Annotated in this window: 30 protein-coding genes; 19 read left to right on the forward strand and 11 right to left on the reverse strand. The window is 66.1% G+C overall.

Translation table 11 applies throughout. The features are described 5' to 3' along the window. Positions 1-85: 85 nt before the first annotated feature. A complete protein-coding gene (locus ACREB7_RS14455; protein ID WP_431592975.1) occupies positions 86-976 on the reverse strand; it encodes a LysR family transcriptional regulator in 891 nt (296 codons plus the stop codon). Positions 977-1,063: 87 nt separating this feature from the next. Here ACREB7_RS14455 and ACREB7_RS14460 point away from each other — a divergent pair, with 87 nt between their 5' ends. The 7 genes from ACREB7_RS14460 to ACREB7_RS14490 all read left to right on the forward strand — a co-directional run bounded on the left by ACREB7_RS14460 (position 1,064) and on the right by ACREB7_RS14490 (position 6,781). After that, on the forward strand, positions 1,064-1,774 hold the full coding sequence (locus ACREB7_RS14460) for a CoA transferase subunit A (RefSeq protein WP_431592976.1): 711 nt from the start codon (positions 1,064-1,066) through the stop codon (positions 1,772-1,774). Next, a complete protein-coding gene (locus ACREB7_RS14465) occupies positions 1,774-2,646 on the forward strand; it encodes an HAD family acid phosphatase (protein ID WP_431592977.1) in 873 nt (290 codons plus the stop codon). Before ACREB7_RS14460 ends, ACREB7_RS14465 begins: the two co-directional genes overlap by 1 nt. A 1-nt stretch (position 2,647) precedes the next feature. Continuing rightward, positions 2,648-3,283: a CoA transferase subunit B gene (locus tag ACREB7_RS14470; RefSeq protein WP_431592978.1), complete on the forward strand. Its 636-nt coding sequence runs from the start codon at positions 2,648-2,650 to the stop codon at positions 3,281-3,283. Further along, positions 3,276-3,725, forward strand: a complete 450-nt coding sequence (locus ACREB7_RS14475; protein WP_431592979.1) for a hypothetical protein — start codon at positions 3,276-3,278, stop codon at positions 3,723-3,725. The genes ACREB7_RS14470 and ACREB7_RS14475 overlap by 8 nt, the downstream gene beginning before the upstream one ends. Before the next feature lie 78 nt (positions 3,726-3,803). Continuing rightward, on the forward strand, positions 3,804-5,084 hold the full coding sequence (locus ACREB7_RS14480; protein WP_431592980.1) for a serine hydrolase domain-containing protein: 1,281 nt from the start codon (positions 3,804-3,806) through the stop codon (positions 5,082-5,084). A gap of 51 nt (positions 5,085-5,135) precedes the next feature. Next, positions 5,136-6,113, forward strand: coding sequence for an NAD-dependent epimerase/dehydratase family protein (locus ACREB7_RS14485; RefSeq protein ID WP_431592981.1), 978 nt, complete (start codon positions 5,136-5,138; stop codon positions 6,111-6,113). After that, entirely contained in the window at positions 6,101-6,781 is a 681-nt protein-coding gene (locus tag ACREB7_RS14490) for a glutathione S-transferase family protein (protein ID WP_431592982.1), read from the forward strand. The genes ACREB7_RS14485 and ACREB7_RS14490 overlap by 13 nt, the downstream gene beginning before the upstream one ends. Here ACREB7_RS14490 and ACREB7_RS14495 read toward each other — a convergent pair. Further along, positions 6,778-7,296: a sterol desaturase family protein gene (locus ACREB7_RS14495; RefSeq protein ID WP_431593004.1), complete on the reverse strand. Its 519-nt coding sequence runs from the start codon at positions 7,294-7,296 to the stop codon at positions 6,778-6,780. The genes ACREB7_RS14490 and ACREB7_RS14495 overlap by 4 nt on opposite strands. Positions 7,297-7,502: 206 nt before the next feature. Between ACREB7_RS14495 and leuC the strand changes: the two genes are divergently transcribed. From leuC to ACREB7_RS14520, 5 genes are all read left to right on the forward strand, one after another. After that, positions 7,503-8,933: a 3-isopropylmalate dehydratase large subunit gene (gene leuC / locus ACREB7_RS14500; RefSeq protein ID WP_431592983.1), complete on the forward strand. Its 1,431-nt coding sequence runs from the start codon at positions 7,503-7,505 to the stop codon at positions 8,931-8,933. Further along, positions 8,930-9,520, forward strand: coding sequence for a 3-isopropylmalate dehydratase small subunit (gene leuD, locus ACREB7_RS14505; protein ID WP_431592984.1), 591 nt, complete (start codon positions 8,930-8,932; stop codon positions 9,518-9,520). The genes leuC and leuD overlap by 4 nt, the downstream gene beginning before the upstream one ends. A gap of 19 nt (positions 9,521-9,539) precedes the next feature. Further along, complete coding sequence (locus ACREB7_RS14510; RefSeq protein WP_431592985.1) at positions 9,540-10,535, forward strand: NADPH:quinone oxidoreductase family protein; 996 nt, start codon at positions 9,540-9,542, stop codon at positions 10,533-10,535. 65 nt (positions 10,536-10,600) lie between these two features. Beyond that, positions 10,601-10,810 (forward strand): DUF167 domain-containing protein, encoded by a 210-nt coding sequence (locus ACREB7_RS14515; RefSeq protein WP_431592986.1) that lies wholly within the window; start codon positions 10,601-10,603, stop codon positions 10,808-10,810. Positions 10,811-10,888: 78 nt separating this feature from the next. Further along, positions 10,889-11,185, forward strand: a complete 297-nt coding sequence (locus tag ACREB7_RS14520; RefSeq protein ID WP_431592987.1) for a hypothetical protein — start codon at positions 10,889-10,891, stop codon at positions 11,183-11,185. Between the two features lie 25 nt (positions 11,186-11,210). Here the strand turns inward: ACREB7_RS14520 and ACREB7_RS14525 are convergent, their stop codons facing one another. The 4 genes from ACREB7_RS14525 to sdhC are packed head-to-tail and all read right to left on the reverse strand — an operon-like array spanning position 11,211 to position 14,437. Beyond that, positions 11,211-11,858 (reverse strand): hypothetical protein, encoded by a 648-nt coding sequence (locus tag ACREB7_RS14525; protein ID WP_431592988.1) that lies wholly within the window; start codon positions 11,856-11,858, stop codon positions 11,211-11,213. Continuing rightward, complete coding sequence (sdhA, locus tag ACREB7_RS14530; RefSeq protein ID WP_431592989.1) at positions 11,855-13,657, reverse strand: succinate dehydrogenase flavoprotein subunit; 1,803 nt, start codon at positions 13,655-13,657, stop codon at positions 11,855-11,857. Before sdhA ends, ACREB7_RS14525 begins: the two co-directional genes overlap by 4 nt. Position 13,658: 1 nt before the next feature. Continuing rightward, positions 13,659-14,063, reverse strand: coding sequence for a succinate dehydrogenase, hydrophobic membrane anchor protein (sdhD, locus tag ACREB7_RS14535; RefSeq protein ID WP_431592990.1), 405 nt, complete (start codon positions 14,061-14,063; stop codon positions 13,659-13,661). After that, complete coding sequence (gene sdhC, locus ACREB7_RS14540) at positions 14,063-14,437, reverse strand: succinate dehydrogenase, cytochrome b556 subunit (RefSeq protein ID WP_431592991.1); 375 nt, start codon at positions 14,435-14,437, stop codon at positions 14,063-14,065. Before sdhC ends, sdhD begins: the two co-directional genes overlap by 1 nt. A 209-nt stretch (positions 14,438-14,646) precedes the next feature. On the opposite strand from sdhC, the gene ACREB7_RS14545 reads away from it, so the two are divergent. Next, positions 14,647-15,486, forward strand: a complete 840-nt coding sequence (locus ACREB7_RS14545; protein WP_431592992.1) for a hypothetical protein — start codon at positions 14,647-14,649, stop codon at positions 15,484-15,486. Here the strand turns inward: ACREB7_RS14545 and ACREB7_RS14550 are convergent, their stop codons facing one another. After that, positions 15,487-15,729, reverse strand: coding sequence for a hypothetical protein (locus tag ACREB7_RS14550; protein WP_431592993.1), 243 nt, complete (start codon positions 15,727-15,729; stop codon positions 15,487-15,489). It abuts the gene before it with no gap. Between the two features lie 21 nt (positions 15,730-15,750). Then, positions 15,751-16,866 (reverse strand): alanine dehydrogenase, encoded by a 1,116-nt coding sequence (gene ald, locus ACREB7_RS14555; RefSeq protein ID WP_431592994.1) that lies wholly within the window; start codon positions 16,864-16,866, stop codon positions 15,751-15,753. 160 nt (positions 16,867-17,026) lie between these two features. Here ald and ACREB7_RS14560 point away from each other — a divergent pair, with 160 nt between their 5' ends. The 5 genes from ACREB7_RS14560 (at position 17,027) to ACREB7_RS14580 (ending at position 21,572) form a co-directional block, all read left to right on the forward strand. After that, positions 17,027-17,494, forward strand: coding sequence for an Lrp/AsnC family transcriptional regulator (locus tag ACREB7_RS14560; RefSeq protein ID WP_431592995.1), 468 nt, complete (start codon positions 17,027-17,029; stop codon positions 17,492-17,494). Between the two features lie 126 nt (positions 17,495-17,620). Then, the gene (locus ACREB7_RS14565) at positions 17,621-18,973 is read left to right on the forward strand and encodes a methyl-accepting chemotaxis protein (RefSeq protein ID WP_431592996.1); all 1,353 of its coding nucleotides are present in this window, start codon (positions 17,621-17,623) and stop codon (positions 18,971-18,973) included. A 55-nt stretch (positions 18,974-19,028) separates the two neighbouring features. Next, on the forward strand, positions 19,029-19,721 hold the full coding sequence (locus ACREB7_RS14570) for an SDR family NAD(P)-dependent oxidoreductase (RefSeq protein ID WP_431592997.1): 693 nt from the start codon (positions 19,029-19,031) through the stop codon (positions 19,719-19,721). After that, positions 19,711-20,604 (forward strand): subclass B3 metallo-beta-lactamase, encoded by an 894-nt coding sequence (gene bla, locus ACREB7_RS14575; RefSeq protein ID WP_431592998.1) that lies wholly within the window; start codon positions 19,711-19,713, stop codon positions 20,602-20,604. Before ACREB7_RS14570 ends, bla begins: the two co-directional genes overlap by 11 nt. Then, complete coding sequence (locus ACREB7_RS14580) at positions 20,601-21,572, forward strand: 50S ribosomal protein L11 methyltransferase (RefSeq protein ID WP_431592999.1); 972 nt, start codon at positions 20,601-20,603, stop codon at positions 21,570-21,572. Before bla ends, ACREB7_RS14580 begins: the two co-directional genes overlap by 4 nt. A gap of 7 nt (positions 21,573-21,579) precedes the next feature. Here the strand turns inward: ACREB7_RS14580 and ACREB7_RS14585 are convergent, their stop codons facing one another. From ACREB7_RS14585 to ACREB7_RS14595, 3 genes are read right to left on the reverse strand one after another with little or no spacing between them, the layout of a single operon-like run. Next, a complete protein-coding gene (locus ACREB7_RS14585; RefSeq protein WP_431593000.1) occupies positions 21,580-22,158 on the reverse strand; it encodes a DUF6882 domain-containing protein in 579 nt (192 codons plus the stop codon). A gap of 52 nt (positions 22,159-22,210) precedes the next feature. After that, positions 22,211-23,083, reverse strand: coding sequence for a phenylalanine 4-monooxygenase (gene phhA / locus ACREB7_RS14590; protein WP_431593001.1), 873 nt, complete (start codon positions 23,081-23,083; stop codon positions 22,211-22,213). Positions 23,084-23,108: 25 nt separating this feature from the next. Continuing rightward, complete coding sequence (locus ACREB7_RS14595; protein ID WP_431593002.1) at positions 23,109-23,762, reverse strand: Crp/Fnr family transcriptional regulator; 654 nt, start codon at positions 23,760-23,762, stop codon at positions 23,109-23,111. Positions 23,763-23,838: 76 nt separating this feature from the next. Here ACREB7_RS14595 and ACREB7_RS14600 point away from each other — a divergent pair, with 76 nt between their 5' ends. Next, positions 23,839-24,720 (forward strand): sterol desaturase family protein, encoded by an 882-nt coding sequence (locus ACREB7_RS14600; RefSeq protein WP_431593003.1) that lies wholly within the window; start codon positions 23,839-23,841, stop codon positions 24,718-24,720. Positions 24,721-24,757: the final 37 nt, after the last annotated feature.

A 24,757-nucleotide genomic window follows, 5' to 3' on the forward strand; every position in this document is an offset into this window, starting at 1 on the left:
AGCTCGCTACGCTCGCGCCCACCCCCAACCCCTCCCGCCTGCGGGAGGGGAGATAGATGTCGCGTTCCGCCCCGCCCGCTCGCGCTCAAACCACCGCATCCGCCAGATCAAGCGCTGCCGCGCGGTCGAAGATCTGCGCCAGCACCGGCTCGCTGTCCGACACGCGCATCGCGACATGAAATTCGACCGGGGCCAGTGCCGGCATGTCGGCGATCTCGATGAGCGCGCCGCTCGCCAGGTCGCCGCGCACCATCGGCTCGGGAAAGATGCCGACCCCGCCGTCCGTTCGTGCGATGTCGATCATGGTGCGGGCGTTGTTGCACAGGTTCAGCGATTTCGGCGCGATGCGCGAGGCGTTGATCGCGTCGCGCATCCGGCCGTGGATCGGCGAATGGCTCGCGAGCGACCAGACCGGGACCGCTGCGCCCTCCGCGAAAGCCGCAGCGACCGCATGGCTGGCGAGCCAGACGAGCGCGACCTCGCCGATCGGGCTGGTCTTGAGCGCGGGATGCGCGATCGGCCCGGCGGCGAAGGCGATGTCAGTGCGCCCGGTGAGCAATTGCTGGATCAGGTTCGCGGTCAGGTCGATTTCGATTTCGAGGCCGACGTTCGGCATGTCGGCCTTGAGCGCCGCGACAAAACCGGGGAGGCAGCTCGCCGCCGCGATCTCGCCCGCGCCGATGCGCACCACGCCGCTCGCCTCGCCATAACCGCCGCTGCCGAGCAGCGCGAGTTGCATGTCGCGCAGCAGCGGATCGCAGTCGCGCACCAGCTTGCGGCCCGCCGCGGTCAAAGACATCGTCCGCCCGTCGCGGCGGAACAGCGTCGAGCCGAGCCGTTGTTCGAGCTCGCGCATCCGCGCGGACACTGCGGGCTGGGTGGTGTTGAGCCGTTCGGCGGCGGCCGAAAAAGTGCCGAGCCGGTCGATCCACAGCAAGGTTTCGAGATGGTAGAGCGAGACGCGACTGATAGACATCATTTATGCATAATCGAAAATTAGAAAAATTAGAATTGATGGATCAAATACGCCAAGGTCGCCGCCGCAACCACGAGGAGTCCGTTCATGGGTAACAAGCGCTACGCCGACGCCGCCGCCGCTCTCGAAGGATTGCTCTTCGACGGCATGCAGATTTGCGCGGGCGGTTTCGGCCTGTGCGGCATTCCCGAACGGCTGATCGACGCGATCCGCGATGCGGGCACCAAAGACCTCACCATCGCCAGCAACAACGCCGGCATCGACGGCGAAGGTCTCGGCAAGCTGCTGCGTACCAAACAGGTCAAGAAGATGATCTCGTCTTACGTGGGCGAGAATAAGGAGTTCGAACGGCAATATCTGGCGGGCGAACTCGAGGTCGAATTCTGCCCGCAGGGCACGCTCGCCGAACGCTGCCGCGCGGGCGGCGCGGGCATTCCGGGCTTCTATACCAAGACCGGCGTCGGCACGCTGGTGGCCGAGGGCAAGGACGTGAAGAATTTCGACGGGCAGGATTATATCCTCGAGCGTGGCATCTTCGCCGACCTTGCGATCGTCAAGGGGTGGAAGGCCGACGAGAGCGGCAACCTCATCTTCCGCAAGACGGCGCGCAACTTCAACCAGCCGATGGCGACTGCGGCGAAGATCTGCGTCGCCGAGGTCGAGGAAATCGTGCCGACCGGCAGCCTCGATCCCGACGCCATCCACCTGCCCGGCATCTATGTGAAGCGCATGATCGTCGGTGCGCCCTATGACAAGAAGATCGAGTTCCGCACGGTTCGGCCGCGCGAGACAGCGTGATGCGTAGCTTCGCCCTGACGGCCGCGCTGTTGCTGGCGGGCTGTGCGAGCGCGCCGGCCGAGGTCGCGACGACTCCGCCGCCCGCCGCCGCGCCAGCCGAAGCCGCCAAGCCGCCGGTCGCGCTGCAATATCTCTATGGCTCGCCCGAGGCCGCCGTTGCGGTGCGCGCGACCAATGCGCGGATCGCCGACTATGGCATCTGGCGGATCAAGGCGCGGCCGAAGGACAGCGTCGTGCTGGCGCCCGGCGCGGGCATAGACGCCCCGGCGTTCGAGCCGTGCGGCGACAAACCCTTCGCGGCCGTGTTCGATGCCGACGAAACGCTCATCTGGAACCTCGGCCCGATGCGCCATTTTGCCCAACAAGGCACGAGCTTCGACCCCAAAGTCTGGGACCAATGGGAAAAGAGTGGCGCGGGCAAGGCGGTCGCGATGCCGGGCACGGTCGAGATGGTCAACGCCCTGCGCGCCGCAGGCATCACCGTCATCGCCAACACCAACCGCAGCGCTGCCAATGCGAAGGGCAGCGAGGATACGCTGCGCGCTGCGGGCCTTGGCGCGTTCAAGCATGGCGAGACGCTTTTCCTGATGGGCGACGACGCCGGCGGGTCGAGCAAGGACGGCCGCCGCGCCACGATCGCCGCGAAATATTGCGTCATCATCCTCGGCGGCGACCAGCTCGGCGACTTCAGCCAGCAGTTCAACGCCAAGGACCTGCCCGCCGCGACCCGCATGGCGCTCGCGACCAGCGCGGGCGCATCCACATTATGGGACAAGGGCTGGTTCCTGTTCCCCAACCCCGTCTATGGTCCATGGGAAAAACTGGGCTGGGACGACGCTTTCCCCTCCGACAAAAAATGGGAGCCTAACTGACATGGCCTGGACGCGTGATGACATGGCGGCGCGCGCCGCAAAGGAACTGCAGGACGGTTATTACGTCAATCTGGGGATCGGCATCCCGACCTTGGTGGCGAACCATATCCCGGCGGGGATGACGGTGACGCTCCAGTCCGAAAACGGCATGCTCGGCATCGGCCCCTTCCCACTCGAGGGCGACGAGGACGCCGACCTGATCAACGCGGGCAAGCAGACGATCAGCGAGCTGCCGCAGTCGGCCTATTTCAGCTCATCGGACAGTTTCGCGATGATCCGCGGCGGGCATATCGACCTCACTGTCCTGGGCGCGATGGAGATCGCCGAGAACGGCGACATCGCCAACTGGATGATCCCGGGCAAGATGATCAAGGGCATGGGCGGCGCGATGGACCTCGTCGCCGGCGTGAAGAAGATCATCGTCGTGATGGAGCACAACGCCAAGGACGGCAGCCCGAAGTTCATCCCGGCCTGCACCCTGCCGCTGACCGGCCAGAATGTCGTCGACATGATCATCACCGACCTCGCGGTGTTCAAGCGTGACGATCATAACAGCCCGTTCCGGCTGATCGAACTCGCCCCCGGCGTCACCGCCGAGGACGTCGCCGCAAAGACGACCGCCCATTATATTGCCTGACGTCGCGGCCAGCCCCGGCGCCGCCTGGCTGATCGTCGGCGGGTGGCTGTCGGTATTGGCCGCGCTGCTCCATGTCGCCTGCATTTTCGGCGGGCCAGACTGGTATCGCGTCTTCGGCGCCGGCGAAGGCATGGCGCGCGCGGCGGCGCGCGGCGATCTGCGGCCGACGCTGATCACCCTGGGCATCGCCGCCGTCCTGCTGGTCTGGGCGGCTTATGCCTTTTCGGGCGCGGGGTCGCTGCCGCGCCTGCCGCTGCTGCGGACGGGGCTGGTCGTCATCACGACCATCTATCTGCTGCGCGCACTGATTTTCGTGCCGCTGCACCTGTGGCGGCCGCAGCATAGCGACGCTTTCGCGATCTGGTCGTCGGCGATCGTCCTCGTCTATGGGGCGGTTTATGCCGTCGGGACATGCAAGGCGTGGCGCTTTTTGGGAGCCTGACCGCAGCAGGGGTGACGGCGGAGGAAGTCGCGGCTAAGACCACGACCAAAGATAAGGTCGCCATCCAGTCACGAGTCCATGAAGCGCTTTTTTATATTTCTGATCGCCGTCGCCGCGCTGGGGTTGTCGGGCTGGTATGGGCTTCGCGCCTTTGGCGGGAACCACCCGCTCGTCAGCGTCGCGATCCCGATCAAGCCGCCGGCGAACCTGCCCGACACCCCCGCCGAGTGGCGCGGGCGGATCGATTATCGCGCGCTCGACAAACAATTGTCGGACCTGTCGCAGCGGCCCGAAATGGCGGGGCTGGCGGTGGCGGTGGTCGAGGACGGCGAATTGCGCTTCGTGCGCACCTATGGCGTCGCCGACAGCGACACCCGGGCGCCGGTCACGCCGCAGACGCTGTTCCGCTGGGCCTCGGTCTCCAAGACCGCAACCGGCACCCTGGCGGCGACGCTGGCGAAGAATGGCCAAGTCGACCTGAACCGTCCGGTCGCCAGCTGGCGCACGTCGCTGCGCCTGCCCGGCGGCGCCGAAACGCATGTCACGCTCGACCAGCTGCTCGCCCAGCGCTCGGGCCTCACCAAAAATGCCTATGACGAAAAGCTGGAAGAGGGGCAGGATCCCGCGCTGCTGCGCATGAGCCTGGCCACCGCACCGCTGCAATGCGAACCCGGCACCTGCCACACCTATCAGAATATCGCCTTCGATACGGCGAACGAGATATTGGGCAAGGCGGCGAACGAACCCTTCTCCGATGCGGTCGAGGACCGGTTGTTTCGCCCGCTGGGCATGGTCAGCGCGGGTTATGGCATGGCGCGGCTGACGGGTGCCAAGGATTGGGCCAGACCGCACCGCAATGGGCAGATTAGCCGCCCGGTCAAGGAGGCCTATTGGCGCGTTCCCGCCGCCGCCGGGGTCGAAAGCGATATCGTCGATTTCGCCACCTGGATGCAGGCGATGATGGGGGAGCGCCCCGATGTGCTGCCGAAGCCGGTGTTGCAGATCGCCCATCGTCCCCGCGTCGGCACGGCGCGGCTCTATGGCGGCGCGCTGCGGCAGGCCATCAGCGACGCATCCTATGGTTTGGGCTGGCGCAATTTCACCTATGACGGGCATCGGCTGGAAGGCCATTCGGGCGCGGTTTCGGGCTATCGCGCGACGATGATTTTCGACCCCGCGACGCGGACGGGGGTGGTCGCGATGTGGAACAGCGATTGGGGGTTCCCCTTCCGCATCCCCTTCGCCGCGATCGACAGTTACCACAAGCGCGCCGACGCACACTGGCTCGACCTCAGCGAACTGCCCGCGCCGACGGGCGGCGCTCCGAAAGCGGTTGCACCCGACGACCTTGCCCACTGACCCGCCGCCTGTGTATCAGGCGCGCGTCGAAGGCCGGGAGGAGAATCATCGATGCGCGTCCTGCTGACCGGGTCCTCGGGGTGGCTCGGACGCTATCTCGCGCCGCTGCTTGCCCGGAACGGCCATGATGTCACCGGGCTCGACGTCGTCCCCGGCGCCGATACGCAGGTCATCGGCACCGTCGCCGACCGCGCGCTGATCGACCGGACGATGGGCGAGCATGGCATCGAAGCGGTGATCCACGGCGGCGCGCTGCACAAGCCCGACATCGTGCGTTATCCGCGCCAGGCGTTCGTCGATGTCAATGTCAGCGGCACGCTGAACCTGATCGAGGCGGCGGTCGCGGCGGGCAACGACCGCTTCCTCTTCACCTCGACCACCTCGCTGATGGTGCGCGCCGATGTCCGCGCGGGCGCGGGCGAAAACGGCGCGTGGTGGATGGATGAGGATTTCGCGCCCGTAGAGCCGCGCAACATCTATGGCATCACCAAGCTTGCCGCCGAACAGGCGGTGAAGCTCGTCCACCGCGAGCATGGCATCAACGCCCTGATCCTGCGCACCGGACGCTTCTTTCCCGAGGACGACGACACCCATGCGACCCCGAGCGGGCCGAATTTGAAGGCGAATGAATTGCTGAACCGCCGCCTGACGGTCGAGGATGCCGCCGCCGCGCATCTCGCCGCGCTCGAGGCCGCGCCGGCGATCGGCTGCGACACCTTCATCCTGTCGGCCCCGCCGCCCTTTGTACGCGAGGACGCCGAGGAACTGGCCCGCGACGCGCGTGCGGTAATCGCGCGCCACCATCCCGATGCGGCCGCGCTTTATGCCGCCGCGGGCTGGGTGCTCCCCGCGACGATCGACCGCGTCTACGACCCGTCGCGCGCCGAGCGCCGCTTCGGCTGGCGCGCGCAGACCGATTTCGGCGCCGTGCTTGCGGCGCTGGGCGATGGCGCTCCGCTGCCCTTCGCCCACGACCCCGACTACACCTCCCCCATCGTCGCCCAGGAGCGCGAAGCATGTACGAGCTGATCACCGCCAACCGCAATTATTCGAGCTGGTCGCTGCGCCCCTGGATGCTGATGCAGGGGCTGGGCATCGCGTTTGAGGACCGGATCGAGCCGTTCGCGCAGCCGGTGAATTATGAGGCGTTCCGCAGCTTTTCGCCGACCGGACAGGTGCCCGCGCTGCTCCACGAGGGGCGCACCATCTATGATTCGCTTGGAATCGCGCTCTATCTCGCCGACCGGCACGAGGGTGTGTGGCCGGTCGATCCCGACGCGCGCCCCTGGGCGCAATGCGCCACCGCCGAGATGCACAGCGGCTTTTCGGCGCTGCGCAACGATTGCACGATGAATGTCGGGGTGCGCGTGACGCCCAAGCCGATGTCCGATGCGCTGACCGCCAATGTCGCGCGCATCCGCGAATTGTTCGAGCAGGGGCTGGCGCGCTTCGGCGGGCCATGGCTCGCCGGCGCACAGTTTTCGGCGGTCGATGCGTTCTTCGCGCCGGTCGCCTTTCGCATCCGCACCTATGGCCTCGACGTCGGCGCCGGGCAGGCCTGGGTCGACCATATCCTGTCGCACCCCGCGATGCAGGAATGGGAGCGGCAAGCGCTGCTCGAGGAGTGGCGCGAGGAAAGCCATGAGGCCGAGCTGGCAGCGGCAGGGGTGATCACCGCCGATTATCGCACGGGCTAATCAGCGATAGCCTCGCGCACCACCGCGATTCCCGCCTCGCGCTGCACCTTCAGCTCGGCTTTCAGCTTCGCCGGGTCGCGCGCGAAGACGAAGCCGAAGCTGACCCCGCCCTCCTTGCCGATCGTCGCATGGTGGAGCTTGTGCGCCTGTACCAGTCTTTTGGCGTATCCCCCGCGCGGCACCCAGCGGAAATAGCGCTGGTGGACGAGGCCGTCGTGCACCAGCGTGTAGATGATGCCGTAGAACAGCACGCCGAGCCCAATCCATGTTCCCGGCTCCCACGCCGCCGCGCCGAGGATCATCGGGCTGCCCGCCGCGAACATCGAAATACTGAGCGCCGCGCCGAAGATCGCGAATAGGTCGTTCTTTTCGAGGCTGTTGGCGTGCGGCTCGTGATGGTCGCGGTGCCAGCCCCAGCCGAAGCCGTGCATGATATATTTGTGACTGCCCCAGGCGACAAATTCCATCGCCACGACGGTGGCGAGGACGAGGGCGAGGATGGCGGGCAGCGACATGGGGCGATTATAGGCCGATTGTGGCAGCCACACCATCATCTCCTCGTCACCCCGGACTTGATCCGGGGTCCCGCTTGTCCACGTCGCAAAGCGGGATGCCGGATCAAGTTCGGCATGACGAAGGGAAAATCAGAGCACGCGACCGAAAATTGCGTTTTGGATCGCCACTCGCTTGCATTGTTGTCGGGGGGGCTTAAGTGAACCGCATGACTCGGCCCCGCACCCTTTATGAGAAAATCTGGGACGCGCATGTCGTCGAACAGCGCCCCGATGGTACCGCCCTGATCTTCATCGACCGTCACCTCGTCCATGAAGTCACCAGCCCGCAGGCCTTTGCCGGGCTTCGCGCGAGCGGGCGCAAGGTGCGCCGTCCCGACCTGACGCTGGCGGTCCCTGACCACAATCTGCCCACCACGGCGCGCAAGGATGCGAGCGGCACGCGGTTGCCGATCGCCGACACTGAAAGCGCCGCACAGCTGGCGGCGCTCGAAAAGAACGCCCCCGAATATGGCATCCGCTATATCGACGCGACTGCGCCCGAGCAGGGCATCGTCCATGTCGTCGGGCCCGAGCAGGGTTTCTCGCTGCCCGGCACGACGATCGTCTGCGGCGACAGCCACACCGCGTGCCACGGCGGCATCGGCGCGCTGGCGTTCGGCATCGGGACGAGCGAGGTCGAACATGTTCTGGCAACGCAGACCCTGCTGCTCCAGCCCGCGAAGACGATGGAAGTGCGCGTCGAGGGCGAGGTCGGGCCGGGCGTGTCGGCCAAGGACATCATCCTGCACATCACCGGCACGATCGGCGCGGCGGGCGGCACCGGCCATGTCATCGAATATACCGGCAGCGCGATCCGTGCGCTGAGCATCGAGGGCCGGCTGACGGTCAGCAATATGGCGATCGAGGGCGGCGCGCGCGCCGGCCTCATCGCGCCAGACGAGGTGACTTTCGCCTATCTCAAGGGCCGCCCCTATGCGCCGAAGGGCGCCGATTGGGACGCGGCGGTGGCTTATTGGACAAGCCTCGCGACCGATGCGGGTGCGACCTATGACAAGGTCGTCGTCATCGACGCCGCCGATATCGCGCCGAGCGTCACCTGGGGCACCAGCCCCGAGGATGTCGTGCCGATCACCGGGGTCGTCCCCGATCCCGCGAGCTTCGCCGACCCGTCGAAACAGGCCGCCGCCGCGAAATCGCTCGCTTACATGGGCCTCACCCCCGGCACGCGGATGCAGGACGTGCCGGTGGAAAATATCTTCATCGGCAGCTGCACCAACAGCCGCATCGAGGACATGCGCGCCGCCGCCGCCGTCATCAAGGGACGCAAGAAGGCCGACAACGTCAAATGGGCGATCGTCGTTCCAGGTAGCGGCCTGGTGAAGGCGCAGGCCGAGGCCGAAGGGCTCGACCGCATCTTTACCGACGCGGGGCTCGAGTGGCGCGAACCGGGCTGTTCGGCGTGCCTCGCGATGAACCCCGACAAGGTGCCGGCGGGCGAACGCTGCGCCAGCACCAGCAACCGCAATTTCGTCGGCCGCCAGGGGCCGGGCAGCCGCACCCACCTCGTCAGCCCTGCGATGGCGGCGGCGGCGGCGGTGACCGGCAAGCTGACCGATGTGCGGGAGTTGATGGCATGACCCCGCTGAACCAGGTCGACGGCCGCGCGATCCCGCTGGGTCTCAAGAATATCGACACCGACGTCATCATCCCCGCGCATTGGCTGAAGGGCACGACACGCGAGGGTATGGGGCGCGGGGCGTTCGAGAGCCTGCGCACCGACCCCGCCAATCTGTTCGACAATCCGCCGTACCAGGGCGCGCCGATCCTGATCGCGGGCGACAATTTCGGTTGCGGATCGAGCCGCGAGCATGCCGCCTGGGCGCTCGGCGATCTCGGCATCCGCGTCGTGATCGCGCCTTCCTACTCCGACATTTTCTCGGGCAATGCGGTCAAGAATGGCATCCTGCCCGTCGTGCTGCCACAGGCGGCGATCGACCGGCTGCTGGAGGTTGCTGCGACCGATCCGGTGCATGTCGACCTGGAAAACCAGACGGTGACGACGATGTTCCAGGATCGCTTCGCCTTCGAGATCGACCCGTTCCGCAAGATGTGCCTGCTCGAAGGGCTCGACGAAATTTCGATCACCGAAAAAAGCGACGCCGCGATCGGCGCCTATGAAGCGAAACTGGCGCAGGACCGGCCCTGGCTGCAACCCGCGCTGTAACCCCTGTGAGGAGAAGATGATGAAGGCTCTCTTGTCGACCGCCACCGGCGGCCCCGAAACGCTGGCCATCGGCGAATTGCCGCGACCGAGCGCCGGCGCCGGACAGATCGTGATCGACGTGAAGGCCTGCGCGGTCAACTTCCCCGACGTGCTGATCATCGAGGACAAATATCAGTTCAAGCCCGAACGCCCCTTCGCCCCCGGCGGCGAGGTCGCGGGGCTGGTCGCCGAGGTCGGTGAGGGCGTGACCGATTTCAAGGTCGGCGACCGGGTGATCGCGGGCTGCGGCAATGGCGGCATGTCCGAGGCGGTCGCGGTCGGCGCGCACAATGTCTATCACCTGCCCGACAGCCATGATTTCGCCGAGGGCGCGTCGCTGCTGATGACCTATGGCACCAGCATCCACGCGCTGGTCGATCGCGGACATATCAAGGAAGGCGACACCCTGCTCGTCCTCGGCGCGTCGGGCGGCGTCGGCATCGCCGCGGTCGAGCTGGGCAAGGCGTTCGGCGCGCGCGTCGTCGCGGGCGTGTCGAGCGAAGCCAAGGCCGAGATCGCGCGGCAAGCGGGCGCCGACGAGGTCGTGGTCTATGGCTATCAGCCGTTCGACAAGGACGGATCGAAGGCGCTCGCCGAAAAGTTCAAGGCGGCGGTCGGACCGGGCGGCGCCAATGTCATCTATGACGCGGTCGGCGGCGATTATGCCGAGCCCGCGCTGCGCTCGATCGCGTGGGAGGGCCGCTACCTCGTCGTCGGTTTCCCCGCCGGCATCCCGCGCCTGCCGCTCAACCTGACCCTGCTCAAGAGTTGCGATGTCGCCGGCGTCTTCTGGGGCGCCTTCGTCGCGCGCGAACCCAAGCGCAACCGCGCCAATATCGCTCGGCTGTTCGCTTTGTGGGAGCAAGGCAAGATCAAGCCGCGGGTGACCGAAAGCTTTGCGCTCGCCGATGGCGGCCAGGCGATCGCGAAGCTGGGCGATCGGAGCGCGGTCGGCAAGCTGGTCGTCACCATCTGAAATATCGTCCCGACCCCGCGCTGACCGCCGCGCTGCGCAACCTTGCGGCGGGCGGCCGGCTGGAGGTGCGGGTGACGCCGGGCGCGAGCCGCGATGCGGTGGTCCTCGTCGACGACATCGTGCAGTTGCGCGTCACCGCCCCGCCCGCCGACGGCGCCGCCAATGAGGCGGTGCTGCGGCTGCTGGCGGCGGCGCTCGACATCGCACCGCGCCACCTGACGCTGCTGCGCGGCGCGACCGCGCGGATCAAGCTGATCGGCGTCGCGCTTTCGTGAAACCGGGTTAACGCTTTATCAGTGGCTCGGGCTTACTGAGCAAGGTGTGACATTAGCGTTTTGCGCAGGACAGGCATGATGGCGACGCGCCGACCGACGAGTGACGAACAGAATGCGAGCCTCGCGAATATTTCGCGTACCCGCCGCGCGCAGCTGGTCGCCGAATTCGAAGGCGATCTGGGCATCGACTATAAGGCGCGCGCGCGGGCCGTCTATGAAGCCAAACGCTGGAAGGTCATCAAGACGATCATCGTGTGGACGATCGCGCTGATGTTCTTCCTGATCGCGTGCCAGAAATTGTGGCTGATGGGCCAGGCCGTCGATCAGCCATTCACCGACCTCAATCCGATCCACGATCTGTTCGGGAGCGATTAAGCGTCGGCCAACAGGCCTGCGGCGGCTATTCGGCGCTGAACTCCAGCGGATGGTCGGGCTTGGTCCTGACCCGATATTGTTCGGGAACATAGGATCGCGACAATGAATCGTCGGCGAACATGGCGGCATCCGGCGTCGTCCGGTCGATATGCACCGCCCAGTTGCGCAGCACCCACTCCTCCGGCTGCCCGACGCGGGTAAATTCGGTGCGTACGAGAATTCCGTCGCGATCGACCCAATAGGTGCGGTCGGCGGCGGAGGTCAGCGACACGATATCCAATTCGCCATAGCCGCTTTCCATTTTTCCGACATATTTGACGTCGGCGACCGCATTGGTGTCGATTCCGCAAGCGGAGTTGGCGACTTCGCGCCCGGTCCGAACCTTGCCCGTCGGCAGGTGCAGATGGCGTCCGGTCATCGCGGCGCAGTCCGCCACGACACGATCCCATGGCGTCTCGACGCGGTGGCGCGAGCCGCTATGGAACTCGGCGGTCCAGCCGTCGACGATGTCGCTCTGGTCGGGGTTGATCTCCGTCCAGACGAACAGTGAATAGTCGGTAGCTGGCGCCTTGGTGCGGGCGACCACCGCCTCGGCGCGCGCGTCCTTCCCAGCTGCGGCCCCGGCGCATCCCGAAAGAAGCCCGGCGGCGAGCCAGAAGCCGACCAGCCTCAATAAACGCGCGCCTTCGGTTTGATATATTCCGCATCGTCGGTCAGCGTATATTCGTGGACCGGGCGGTAATCGAGGCGGACGCCGCCGCCCTTGCCGCCCCAGCCGTCGAACCAGCTGATGCTGTGCTTCATCCAGTTCGGATCGTCGCGGTTCGGGAAATCCTCATGCGCATGGGCGCCGCGGCTTTCCTTGCGGTTGAACGCCGAATGCATCGTCACCGTCGCCTGGCTGATCAGATTGTCGAGCTCGAGCGTTTCGATGAGATCGGTGTTCCAGATCAGGCTGCGGTCGGTGACGCCGATGTCGTTCATCCGCTGATAGGTTTTGGCGAGCTTTTCCTTGCCCTCCGCCATCAGTTCGTCGGTGCGGAACACCGCGGCGTGCGCCGACATGGCGCGCTGCATCTCGTCACGCACCACGGCGGTCGGCGAGCCGCCATTGGCATTGCGGAAATGGTCGAGACGGCCGAGCGCGAGATCGGCGCTGTCCTTGGGCAGCGCGGCCTGCGCGGCGCCGGGCTGCAGCAGTTCCTTGAGCCGGTGGCCGGTGGCGCGGCCGAAGACGACGAGGTCGATCAGGCTGTTCGAGCCGAGGCGGTTGGCGCCATGGACCGACACGCACGCCGCTTCGCCGACCGCGAACAGGCCGGGCACGACGGTGTCCGGATTCCCGTCCTTCAACGTGACGACTTCGCCATGATAGTTACAGGGGATGCCGCCCATATTATAATGGACCGTCGGCACGACTGGCAGCGGCTGGCGCGTCAAGTCAACGCCCGCGAAGATCTTGCCGCTTTCGGTGATGCCGGGCAGGCGTTCGGCGAGCACGGCTTCCGCGATATGGTCGAGGTGCAGGTAGATATGGTCCTTGTGCGGACCGACGCCGCGGCCTTCGCGGATTTCGAGCGCCATCGAGCGCGAGACGACGTCGCGCGACGCCAGATCCTTCGCCGACGGGGCATAGCGTTCCATGAACCGCTCGCCTTCGGAATTGGTCAGATAACCGCCCTCGCCGCGCGCGCCTTCGGTGATCAGCACGCCCGCGCCATAGATGCCGGTCGGGTGGAACTGGACGAATTCCATGTCCTGCAGCGGCAGGCCGGCGCGCAGCACCATGCCGCCGCCGTCGCCGGTGCAGGTGTGCGCCGAAGTCGCGGTGAAATAGGCGCGGCCATAACCGCCGGTCGCGAGCACGACGGCCTGCGACCGGAAACGGTGGATGCTGCCATCCTCCATGCACAGCGCGATCACGCCGCGGCACGCGCCGTCTTCCATGATCAGGTCGAGCGCGAAATATTCGATGAAGAAGTCGGCGTCATATTTCAGCGACTGCTGATAGAGCGCATGGAGCATCGCGTGGCCGGTGCGGTCGGCGGCGGCGCAGGTGCGCTGGACCGGCGGGCCTTCGCCCATATTCTGCATATGGCCGCCGAACGGGCGCTGATAGATGGTGCCGTCCTGGTTGCGGCTGAACGGCACGCCGGCGTGCTCGAGCTCGTAGACCGCCTGCGGCGCTTCGCGGACCATATATTCGATCGCGTCCTGGTCGCCGAGCCAGTCGGAGCCCTTGACCGTATCGTACATATGCCATTGCCAATGGTCGGGGCTGTTGTTGCCCAGCGAGGCGGCGATGCCGCCCTGCGCCGCGACGGTGTGGCTGCGCGTCGGGAACACCTTGGTGATGCACGCGGTCTTGAGCCCGGCTTCGGCAGCGCCCATCGTGGCGCGCAGGCCCGAACCGCCGGCGCCGACGACGACGGTGTCATAGATATGGTCGATGATCTTATAGGCTTCGGTCATGTCACATGCCCCCCGGGCCGAGCGCCATGGGCGCCAATGCGATGCGGGCGATCGTGAAGATCCCGAATGCGGCGCCGCCGATGGCGTAGAAATTGAGCGCGACGAGCGCGAGCAACCGCGTCGCGTCGCCATGGACATAATCCTCGATCAGCACCTGCAGCCCGAGGCGCAGATGGACGAAGATGCTGACCACGAGCAGGATCAGCGCCAGCGCGACCATCGGTTGCGAGGCCCAGCGATGGACCGCCGCAAAATCGCCGAGTGGCAGGCGGAGCAGCGAGATGACGAGGAAGCCGACGAGCAGCAGGTTGCTGAGCGCGGTCAGCCGCGCCTGCAGCCAGTGGTGCGAGCCATGCTGGGCCGAGCCGAGGCCGCGGACCTTGCCGAGATGTGTGCCGTTGCCCATCAGAGTGCGCTCCCCAATATGTAGAGCCAGGTCGCGGCGGTCGCGAACACGCCGGCGGCGATCACGACGATCGACCACATCTTGTTGGTCTTGAGCTCATAACCCGCGCCCGCATCGAGGACGAAGTGGCGGAGGCCCGAGAACATGTGCTGGAAAAAGGCCCAGGTCAGACCGACCAGCACGATCTTGCCGAGCAGGTTGGTGATCATGTGGAAGGTGCCGGCATCGGGGCTCGGATCGTGCCAGACGCAGGCGACGAACGCCGCATAGGCCTCGGGGCCCGCCGCGATGGCATAAAGCCACCACAGGAACATGCTCGCGCCGACGATCGCCAATCCGTCCCCGCTCGCGCGGTGGAGGATCGAGACCGTCATCGCGGGTCCCCATTTATAAACCTGCAAATGCGGCGAGAGCGGTCGCCCGCTCGTTTGCTTGCCAGCCATATCAGCCCCGTTTCTGACTCTAGTCGGTCGATGGGCGCCGGTTTAGCGCCATGGCCGCGATATGCAATTGCTTAGGAGCCTTTGTTGCACGGCGCGGGAATATTTGCGACCCTGCGCCCCTTAGAACGGGGGAGACGGGCGTGATCAAGCGGAAAAACGCGGTTCTGGCCACGGCGACCGTCGGCCTGATGGCGGCGGCGCTGGCGCCCACCGCCATGGCCGAGGTCACCGAAGCCGAAAAGACCGCCAATGCCGAGGCGATGGCGACGGGCAAGCTGATCTATCAATATGACCAGGCGGCCTGGCACAGCACCGATGCGCTGCTGGCGTTGATCAAACCCGCCGACTATCCCGACCTGCGCGGCTGGGTCGTCGAACCGCATGACGACGGCAAATTGCTAGTCACCTATTTCGGCCAGCGGAACGGTCCGCGTTACGCGATCGTGCGTTATGTGATGCAGGGCGCGGCGGTGGTCGAAGGCGGGCTGGTGCCGAAAGGCGAGGATGCCGCCCTGTCGCCGCTCGCCAACCGGCTTGTCGACGCCCGCGACGCAGCGACTGAGCGCTTCGTGAAGGAAAAGCTGGGCTTCTGCACCGAGGGCAGCGCCAACAGCGTTATCCTGCCTCCCGACGGCAACGGACGGATACGCGCCTATATCATGTCACCGTCGGTGACCACGGGAGTCTTTCCGCTCGGCGGCCACTATCGCTTCGACATCGACGCCGCCGGGAAAGTCGCCAGTTGGCGGCCTTTCCTCAAGAGCTGCATGATGATCGACTCGCGCCCAGACAAGGAGATGAAGGAGAAGGCCTTTTTCGTCGTGTCGCACCTGCTCGACCCGCAGCCGACCGAAATCCATTATTTCGTGCGCTATAACGTGCCGATCGACATGGGCATCATCATGGCCGACGAGGACATCTGGTTGCTCGGAACCGACGGTTTCACCAACCCCAAGGGCAGCGAAATCGGAATGCCCTGATTATTTCTTGCCGCGGTTCGCGTAAAGCAGCGCGGCCACCACCGCCGCCGAACCGATACCGATCCCGGCGGCGGCAGCGGCGGTTTTCCAGCCCTTTTTCTTGCCCGCACCAGCATCCTTGTCGGCGGCCTCGGTCGCCTCGGCGGCGTCCTTTTGCGCCTGCAGTTCGCGCGCGGCGCGCAGGACTTCGTTTTCGCTTTCTTCGCCGGTGCCGGTTTCGGGGAGGTCTTCGCTGGGGGTCATTGCAGTCTCAAGTCCTTGTGTTCAGGCGAGTGCCTGCTCCACAGGCACATAGTCCGTCCCGACCGCTTCGGCTACGGCTTCGAACGTCACCTTACCATTCCAGACGTTGAGTCCCTGCGCAAGATGCGTGTCGCGTTTCAGCGCTTCCTTCCACCCCAGATCGGCGATGCGCAGCGCATGCGGCAGGGTGACATTGTTGAGCGCATAGGTGCTGGTGCGCGCGACCGCGCCCGGCATGTTGGCGACCGCATAATGGACGATGCCGTCGACGACATAGGTCGGGTCGGCGTGGGTCGTCGCGTGGCTGGTCTCGAAACAGCCGCCCTGGTCGATCGCGACGTCGACGAGCACCGAACCCGGCTGCATCGTCGACAGCATGGCGCGCGTGACCAGCTTGGGCGCCTCGGCGCCGGGGATCAGCACCGCGCCGATCACCAGGTCGGCCTCGGCGACGCATTGCGCGAGGTTGGCGCGGTTCGAGAAGCGCGTCTTGGCGCGCGCCTCGAAAAAGGTGCCGACGCGTTCGAGCACTTCGGGATCGCGGTCGAGGATGGTGACGTCGGCGCCGAGGCCCGCCGCCATCTGCGCCGCGTTGAAACCGACGACGCCGCCGCCGATCACGCACACCTTGCCCGGCGCGACGCCGGGAACGCCGCCGAGCAGCACGCCGCGGCCGCCATGCGCCTTTTCGAGCGCGGTCGCGCCGGCCTGGATCGACATGCGCCCCGCGACCTGGCTCATCGGCTTGAGCAAAGGCAGGCCGCCATGCGGGCTGGTGACGGTTTCATAGGCGATGCACACCGCGCCCGACGCCATCAGGTCGCGCGTCTGGTCGGGATCGGGGGCGAGGTGGAGATAGGTGTAGAGGATCTGGCCCGGGCGCAGCATCGCGCGCTCGACGGGCTGCGGTTCCTTGACCTTCACCACCATGTCGCAGGTCGCGAAGATCTCCTCGGCGGTGGCGACGATTTCGGCGCCCGCCTCGACATAGAAACGGTCGTGCGCGCCGATGCCCTCGCCGGCGCCGGTCTGGACCAGCACACGGTGACCATGGGCATGGAGTTCGCGCACGCTTTCGGGGGTCAGGCCGACGCGATATTCGTGGTTCTTGATTTCCTTGGGGGTGCCGATGATCATCTTGCGCTCTCCGTTATCAAACCGCCGCCGGTAGTCCGTTGGTCGCTACCGACTCTATGCCGCCGATATAGCAGCTTAGCGGCGCGAGGTGCTTGCATATCGTCGTCCGTTCCGCGATGAACGCGCACAAATCTCGCGCAATATGGCCAATGGACGCACGATGATGGATCGGATCGACGCCAAGCTCCTCGACATCCTGCAACGACAGGGTCCGCGCCCGGCAGTGGAACTGGGCGAGATGGTCGGGCTGTCGGCCTCGGCGTGCCACCGCCGCATCCGCGCGCTCGAGGCCGAGGGGATCATCACCGGCTATGCGGCGCGGCTGGCGCCCGAGCGGATCGGTCTGGGGCTCGACGTCTTTGTCGACATCAGCCTGACCTCGCAGAGCGAGGAGGCGCTGACCGCGTTCGAGAGCGCGGTGAAGAGTTTCGACGAGATATTGGAATGCCAGTTGCTGTCGGGCGCGTCGGATTACCGGCTGCGCGTTGCGGCGCGCAATGTCGCCGATTTCGACCGGCTGCACCGCCACTGTCTGTCGCGGCTGCCCGGCGTCGCGGCGATGCACAGCGCCTTTGCGCTGCGCACGATCAAGGCGTTCGAGGGCTATCCGGTGCGCCGCGACGCCTGAGCCGAAATTTCGCTCGACTGGTTAACGCCGAATTTACCCCTTCCCCACATAGTTCGGTGATGATTTTCGCCGGTGACAGCGGACGGCAGCGCCGCGCGCCAGGAACAGGACAAGGGAAGCAGGGTCATGGTGAAGGACAATCCCATTCATAAGCAGCAGATCGATCCGATCCTGATGGCGGACCGCTTTCCCTTCTACGACCTCGACGGCCGCCTCGCGGCGGACGGCGCCGAAATCGCCGAAATCGTCGCGGGGCGCGAGCCCGAGATGGCGCGCGCCTATTGGGACAGTTTCAACGGCCTGGCGCTGGTCGAGCGCAAGGTCGAAGGCGAGCTGCTAACCAGCTATATCGCCGGCAGCGCCAAACATATGCGCGAAAAATACGCCCATGCCGATGGCCAGACGGCGGCGACGATCGCCTGCCAGAACACTCATATGGCGCTGCGCGTCGGATTGCCGCTGGCGTCGGTGCTATCGTGCATCGGCGAAAGCCAGCGCGCCACCTTTCGCTATGTCGTCGAGGCCTGCGCCGGCGACGCCGAGCGGACGACCCGGCTGTGCGCCGCGATCAACCGGCTCGCGCTGCTCGAATTCGACATCATGGAAACCTATGCCGAGAAACTGAATCGCGCCGTGATCTCGGGCGAGCGACAGGCGCTGGCGGGCGATTTCGACCAGTCGATCGCCTCGCTGGTCCAGGAAACCGACGGCGTGCGCCGCGAACTGGCCCGGCAGGCGGCGTCGGCCGACCAGGCGGCGAAGGGCATGATCGCCAAAACGAGCGAAGTCGCCGCAGCGTCCGAACAATCGGCGATCGCGATGCGCGAAGCCGCCTCGACCGCAGCGGGCCTGATCCGCGCGATCGAAGACGCGCGCAGCGAGGTGGAAGCCAGCTCGCACGTCGCAATCCGCGCCTCCGAACAGGCGGGCGAAGCGGTCGCGATGTCCGAAACATTGTCGCACCACGCCGAATCGATCGAGTCGATCCTGGGGCTGATCCGCGAGATCGCCGGGCAGACCAATTTGCTTGCGCTCAACGCGACGATCGAAGCGGCGCGGGCCGGCGAATCGGGCCGCGGCTTTGCCGTGGTGGCGCAGGAGGTGAAAAGCCTCGCCAACGAAACCGCGCGCGCGACCGACGATATCGCGGGCAAGATCACCGCGATCCAGCAAGCGACGCGCGGCTCGGTCGCCGCCAACCAGTCGATCCGGCAGACGATCGTCGAGGTGCAATTGTCGGCACAGCGCATTCGCGACGCCATGGACGCGCAGGCGCAGACGGTCACCTCGATCACTGCGGCGGTCGATGAAACCGCGCTCGCGGCCGATTCGATGTCGTCGACGATCGCCAGCATCCGCAACGATTCGGGCATGGTCGCGGGCGAGATCAGCGTGCTGAGCGACGAATTCGCCAAGATGGGCGAACGGCTCCAGTCGCTCGAACAGGCCGCCGGCGAGTTCAGCCGCCGCGTCGCCTGACCGGCACGCCGACCACATGCTTGGCAAGGGGTTGGGGTCCGCTTAAGGGCGGGCCATGGCAACCCATATAATGATCACCGGCGCGAGCCGCGGCATCGGTGCGGCGATCGCCGAAACGCTGTCGACCCCCGCGACAAAGGTTGTCGCGCTGTCGAGCGCCGACGGCGACCTCGCCGACCCCGCGACGCCGGGGCGGATCTGGACCGACAGCCTCGGCAGGCTGGACGGCCGCATCGACGTGCTGGTGAACAACGCCGGGGTGTTCGAGGCGAATCCGATCGATGCGGACGACACCGACTGGCTTGCCAATTGGGGCCGCACCTTGCAGGTCAATCTGACCGCGAGCGCGCAACTCTGCCGCCTCGCAGTGCAGCACTGGCGGGCACGCCGGTCCGAAGGCCGCATCGTCAATATCGCCAGCCGCGCCGCGCATCGCGGCGACAGCCCGGCGCACTGGCATTATGCCGCGTCGAAGGCGGGTCTGGTCGCGATGACCAAGACGATCGCGCGCGCGCATGCGCGGGAAGGCATGTTGGCCTTTGCGATCTGCCCGGGGTTCACGATGACCGGCATGGCCGAGGAATATCTGGAAAGCCGGGGCGGCGACAAATTGCTCGCCGATATCCCGCTCGGCCGCGTCGCGATGCCTGCGGAAGTCGCCGAGATGGCGCGCTGGTGCGCGATGCAGGCGCCCGCGTCGATGACCGGCGCGGTGCTCGATGTAAACGGGGCGAGCTATGTCCGCTAGGCTCGCATGGTTCGCCGCGCTGGCGCTCGCCGGCTGCACGCCGCAGGTGGCCCCCGCCCCGATTACCGCGCCGACCGGCAAGGCGCTCTCCACCGCGTGCGACGGCCGCGACGGGTGGAGCGACCCCGCCCCGCCCGCGAAGATTTTCGGCAACACTTATTATGTCGGCACCTGCGGTATCAGCGCGCTGCTGATCGCGGCGCCCGACGGGCTGGTGCTGATCGACGGCGCCACCGCCGAAGCCGCGCCGGGGATATTGGCGAACATCCGCGCACTGGGGCTCGACCCCAAAAATATCCGCTATCTGCTCGCGAGCCATGAACATCTCGACCATGTCGGCGGGCTGAAGGCGCTGCAGGACGCGACCGGCGCGGCGGTCCTGGCGCGCCGCGAGGCGGTCGCGACGCTGACCAGCGGCGAGCCCGAGGCCATCGATCCGCAGCGCGGTGCGATCCCGCCCTTTGCCGGGGTGAAGGTTGCGCGCGAATTGAAGGACGGCGAAGTGCTGCCGATCCGGGACATCAGCCTGACCCTCCATGCGACGCCGGGGCATACACCGGGCAGCACCAGCTGGACCTGGCGGTCGTGCGAGGCGGGCGATTGCCGCACCATCGCCTATGTCGACAGCCTGTCGGCGGTGTCGGCCGACGATTATCGCTTTTCGGACCATCCCGATTATGTCGCGATGCTGCGCGCCACCTTCGCCAAGGTGCCGACCCTGCCCTGCGGCCTGCTGATCACCCCGCATCCGGGTGCGAGCAATTTGTTCGCACGGCTGGCGGGCGAAGCACCGCTGGTCGATGCGAATGCGTGCAAGACCTACGCCGAAGGGGCGGCAAAGCGGCTCGACGAGCGGCTGGCCAAGGAAGCGGCGGCGCGATGAGCTGGATCGTCTCGCTCCCCTGCACGCGCCCCGAGGCCGAGGCCTTGTCGGGAGAAATCCCCGAACTCGACGCGATGGCCGAAGCGCCAGTCGTGGTGACGCGCGAGATCGACGAGGATGCCGGGAAATGGCAGCTCGACGCCTATATGGATGACAAGCCGGGCGCGGCCCTCCTCAAACTGCTGCAGCAACTCGTTCCGAGCGCGAAGGGCGTCAAACCGACGGTCGCCGAACTGCCCGAGGAAGATTGGGTCACCCTGTCGCAGCAGGGACTCGAACCGGTGCAGGCGGGACGTTTCTTCGTCCATACCAGCAGCTATGCCGACCGGGTGCCGGCGGGGAGTACGTCCTTCCTGATCGACGCCAGCCAGGCGTTCGGCACCGGGGGGCATGACACCACGGCGGGCTGCCTCGCGATGCTCGACCTTATGGCGCGGCGGGGCGTCGTGCCGCGCAACATCGCCGACATCGGCACCGGCACCGGGCTGCTCGCCTTTGCCGGGCTCGCGCTGTGGCCGCGCGCCCGCATGATCGCGTCGGACATCGACCCCGCGAGCATCTTCGTGACCAGGGACAATGCCAGCATCAACGGCGTGCCGCTGGGGCGCGGCGGCGGGCGGCTGACGGTCGCAATCGCGCCGGGGACCGACCATCCCTCGATCCGGCACCGCGCGCCTTATGACCTCGTCATCGCGAACATCCTCGCCGGGCCGCTGATCACCCTCGCGCCCGATATCGCCAGCGTCACCGCGCCGGGGGGCCATGCGATTCTAGCGGGCCTGATCGCGCGGCAGATGGAGCCGGTGCTGGCCGCCTATCGCGCGCAGGGCTTTCGCCTCGTCGCGCGCGGCGGCAGCGCCGATTGGCCATGCCTGCTGCTCATCAAGCGCCGCCGGTACGGCTGGCGCCGCAAAGAACGCGCTTTGCACCGCTCGGACCCGGCGGATGCGAGTTTCGGAAGCTGGTAACGCCGCGTCAGGCTTGTGAAATCGTCAGCTCGCCGAAGGTCATAAAGATCATCGTCTGGCCCGAAGGACCGCGATAGGCGCCCTGCGCCTTGGCGAGGTAGCAGGCGAGCGCGGCGAATTGCCACCCATCCTCTTCCGACGCCTCGATATGGCGCGTCGTAAAGGCCTCCAGCCCATATTGCGCCCCGAAGTCGCGAACCAGCGCGGCGTGAGCGCGCTGCGGTTCGGGCACCGACGGATGATCCCATCCCCACAGCCAGGTCCCGTCGGCGGTGTTCAGCGTGCCGATCACCTGCACAGGGGCCGAAACCCGCCAGTCGCGATCATTGTGAAAAACGATGGTGCCGGCATCCAGATCGACATCCCACCGCGCACTACCAAGGCGCCATGTGGCGTTGTGCGCATTGGTCACCGCGTCGAGATAATGCATGCTGGCGTCGAGCGAGCGATCTGGTTCCGCCGCGGGCAGGTCGCCGTCATCGAGGTCGCTTGCGGCAATATGAATCGGCGCGATCACGGGCGGCGCTGCGGGCGCAGCGGCGCTGGCCTGGCCACCGCCCAGAAACCGCTTCAACTTGTCGAACATGCCGCCTCCCGCTTTCGTCACGATCGCGGAGGCGGAAAATGCAATCAGGCCTTCAATCAACTCGCGCCGTTGCATAGTCCTGGGTCCCGCGTGTGATCACATCGTCGGCGTCCAATATGTCGGCGATCGCGATCGGCGGCAAGGCGTCGTTCGCGGCATAGAGCGGCGCGAAGTCGGTGTTCACCGTGGTGTCGAGCAGCTGATCGAGGCTGTCGATGACGAAATAATTCTGCTGGAAATCGTCGATCCGGTAGTCGGTGCGCATCACCCGCGCGAGATCGAAGCCGATGCGGTTGGGGCTGTCCGAGTCGAGCGCGAAGACGCTTTCGGCGTAGCTCGACACGATGCCCGCGCCATAGATGCGCAAGGCGCCCGATTCGCGGATCAGGCCGAATTCGACGGTGTACCAATAAAGCCTTGCGAGCTGTTTCAGCGCGTCGAACTTCAGACTGCGCAGCCCGCCTTCGCCATAGGCGACCATATAGTCGGCGAACACCGGATCGGCGAGCATCGGGACATGGCCGAAGACATCGTGGAAGACGTCGGGTTCCTGCAGATAATCGAGCTGGTCGGGGGTGCGGATGAAATTGCCCGCAGGGAAGCGGCGGTTGGCGAGATGGTCGAAAAACACCGCATCGGGCACCAGTCCGGGCACCGCGACGACCTGCCACCCGGTCGCCGCCATCAACCGCGCGTTGAGTTCGCTGTAATCGGGAATACCGGGCTTTTCGAGACGCAGCACGTCGATGCCGCGCAAGAAGGCCTCGGCGGCGCGGCCGGGCAGCATGTCGGACTGGCGCGCGAACAGCCGGTCCCACATCTGATGCTCGTCGGCGGTGAAGGCGCCCCAATTTTGCGAAATCGTCCAGTCGGCCGCGGCGCCGGGCGGCGGGGTCTGGTGGACGTGGGTGAAGCCGTCTTTCATCGGGCTCGCCTAGCATAAAAAGGTTTCATATGAAACCGCCTCCATCGGGGTGCGTCAGCCGGATCGAACCATAGCCGCGCTCGATGAGCCCCTGCGCGGTCAGCGCGCGCAACCCCGCGCCCAGCGTCACGCGCGAGACGCCGAGCAGGTCGGCGAGCTGCTGCTGGGTCGCGGTGATCCGGTCGCCGCCGACGCTGTCGGCCGCCATCGCACGCAGCATCGCGAGCAGCCGGTCGGGGGTCGACAGCCGCCGTTCGGAATCGATGATATCGAGCGTCGCCGCCAGCTGGCGCGACAGGCTGCGCAGGAGCAGTTCGGCCCAGCCGACGTCGGCGGCCATCAATTGCCGCAGCAACGGCCGATCGATCGCGACGAGCCGAGCCGCACCGCTGGCGAGCGCATCGACCTGACGTGGGACGCCCGTAAAAAACGCAATTTCACCGAACAGGTCGCCGCGCCCCATCACGCCGAAATGGGTGAAGGCGCCGTCCTCGGCGAAGCGGCCGATCGCCACATGCCCGTCGACGACCGCCCAAAAGACATCGCCCGGATCGCCCTGATGCTGGATGAACTGGCCATCGGCAAAATCGCGCACGCGGGCCCGCGCAGTCAGTTGGACCAGCTCGTGCGGCGACAGGGTCGATCGCGCCGCCATCGCAAAATGATAAGTTCTTTGCATTTTCGTTCGCAACCCTGTGGCAAGGTCGCTGCAATGGCAAGCGACGACTTGCCGATGGCCATGGGAGCGCCGGGACATGCAACTGACAACCGCTCAATCGAGCCTGATCGTGCTGGCGATCTATCTCGGCTTCGCGTTGCTCGAACTCGCCTACACCCGGCTGTTCGCCAAGGACGAACAGACGCGGCACGACGGTATATTGGAAGTCGTCAGCACGTTGATGCTGCTGGTGGTCACCCAGCCGCTGATCCTGTTCACGGTGGGCATGATCGGTCATGCGGTGTTCCCGCACTATGCCAACGCCCTCGCGGATATTCCCTTTCTCGCCGCGCTCGCGCTGTTCCTCGTCTTCGAGGATATGATGCAATATTGGTGGCACCGCGCGAGCCACAGTTTTGCCTGGCTCTACAATCTCCACCGCGCCCACCATAATGCCCGCTATATGAGCGTGCGGCTCGTCTATCGGAACAACATCCTCTATTATGCCATGATGCCGAGCATCTGGTTCGCCGGGATCCTGGTCTATCTTGGCCTCGGCTGGTTCTATGCCGGTTATCTGGTGGTCAAGATGGCGGTGATCATCGGCGCCCACAGCGATTTCGCGTGGGACAAGCCGCTATACCGGATCAAGGCGCTGTCGCCGTTGATGTGGGTCGTCGAACGCACGATCAGCACCCCGGCGACGCATCATGCGCACCACGGCCGCCACCTCAGCGACGGCGCCGTCCACTACAAAGGCAATTTCGGCAATCTTCTGTTCTTCTGGGACGTCCTGTTCGGCACCGCAAAGATCACGCGCACCTATCCCGTCAGCTACGGCGTCGAGAATCTGCCGCTGGCGACGCTGGGCCAGCAATTACTGTGGCCGATCTTTCCCGAAAACAAGGATATGCATGCGGACATCCCGGGCGCGACCCCTGCCCGGGCAGCCACGCCGCATGCGATCGCGGCGGACTGACCGGGTCGCACCGCTCCGCCAGCGCGCGGCCCGGCAT

It is taken from the genome of Sphingopyxis sp. (assembly GCF_050725615.1).
Taxonomy (GTDB): domain Bacteria; phylum Pseudomonadota; class Alphaproteobacteria; order Sphingomonadales; family Sphingomonadaceae; genus Sphingopyxis.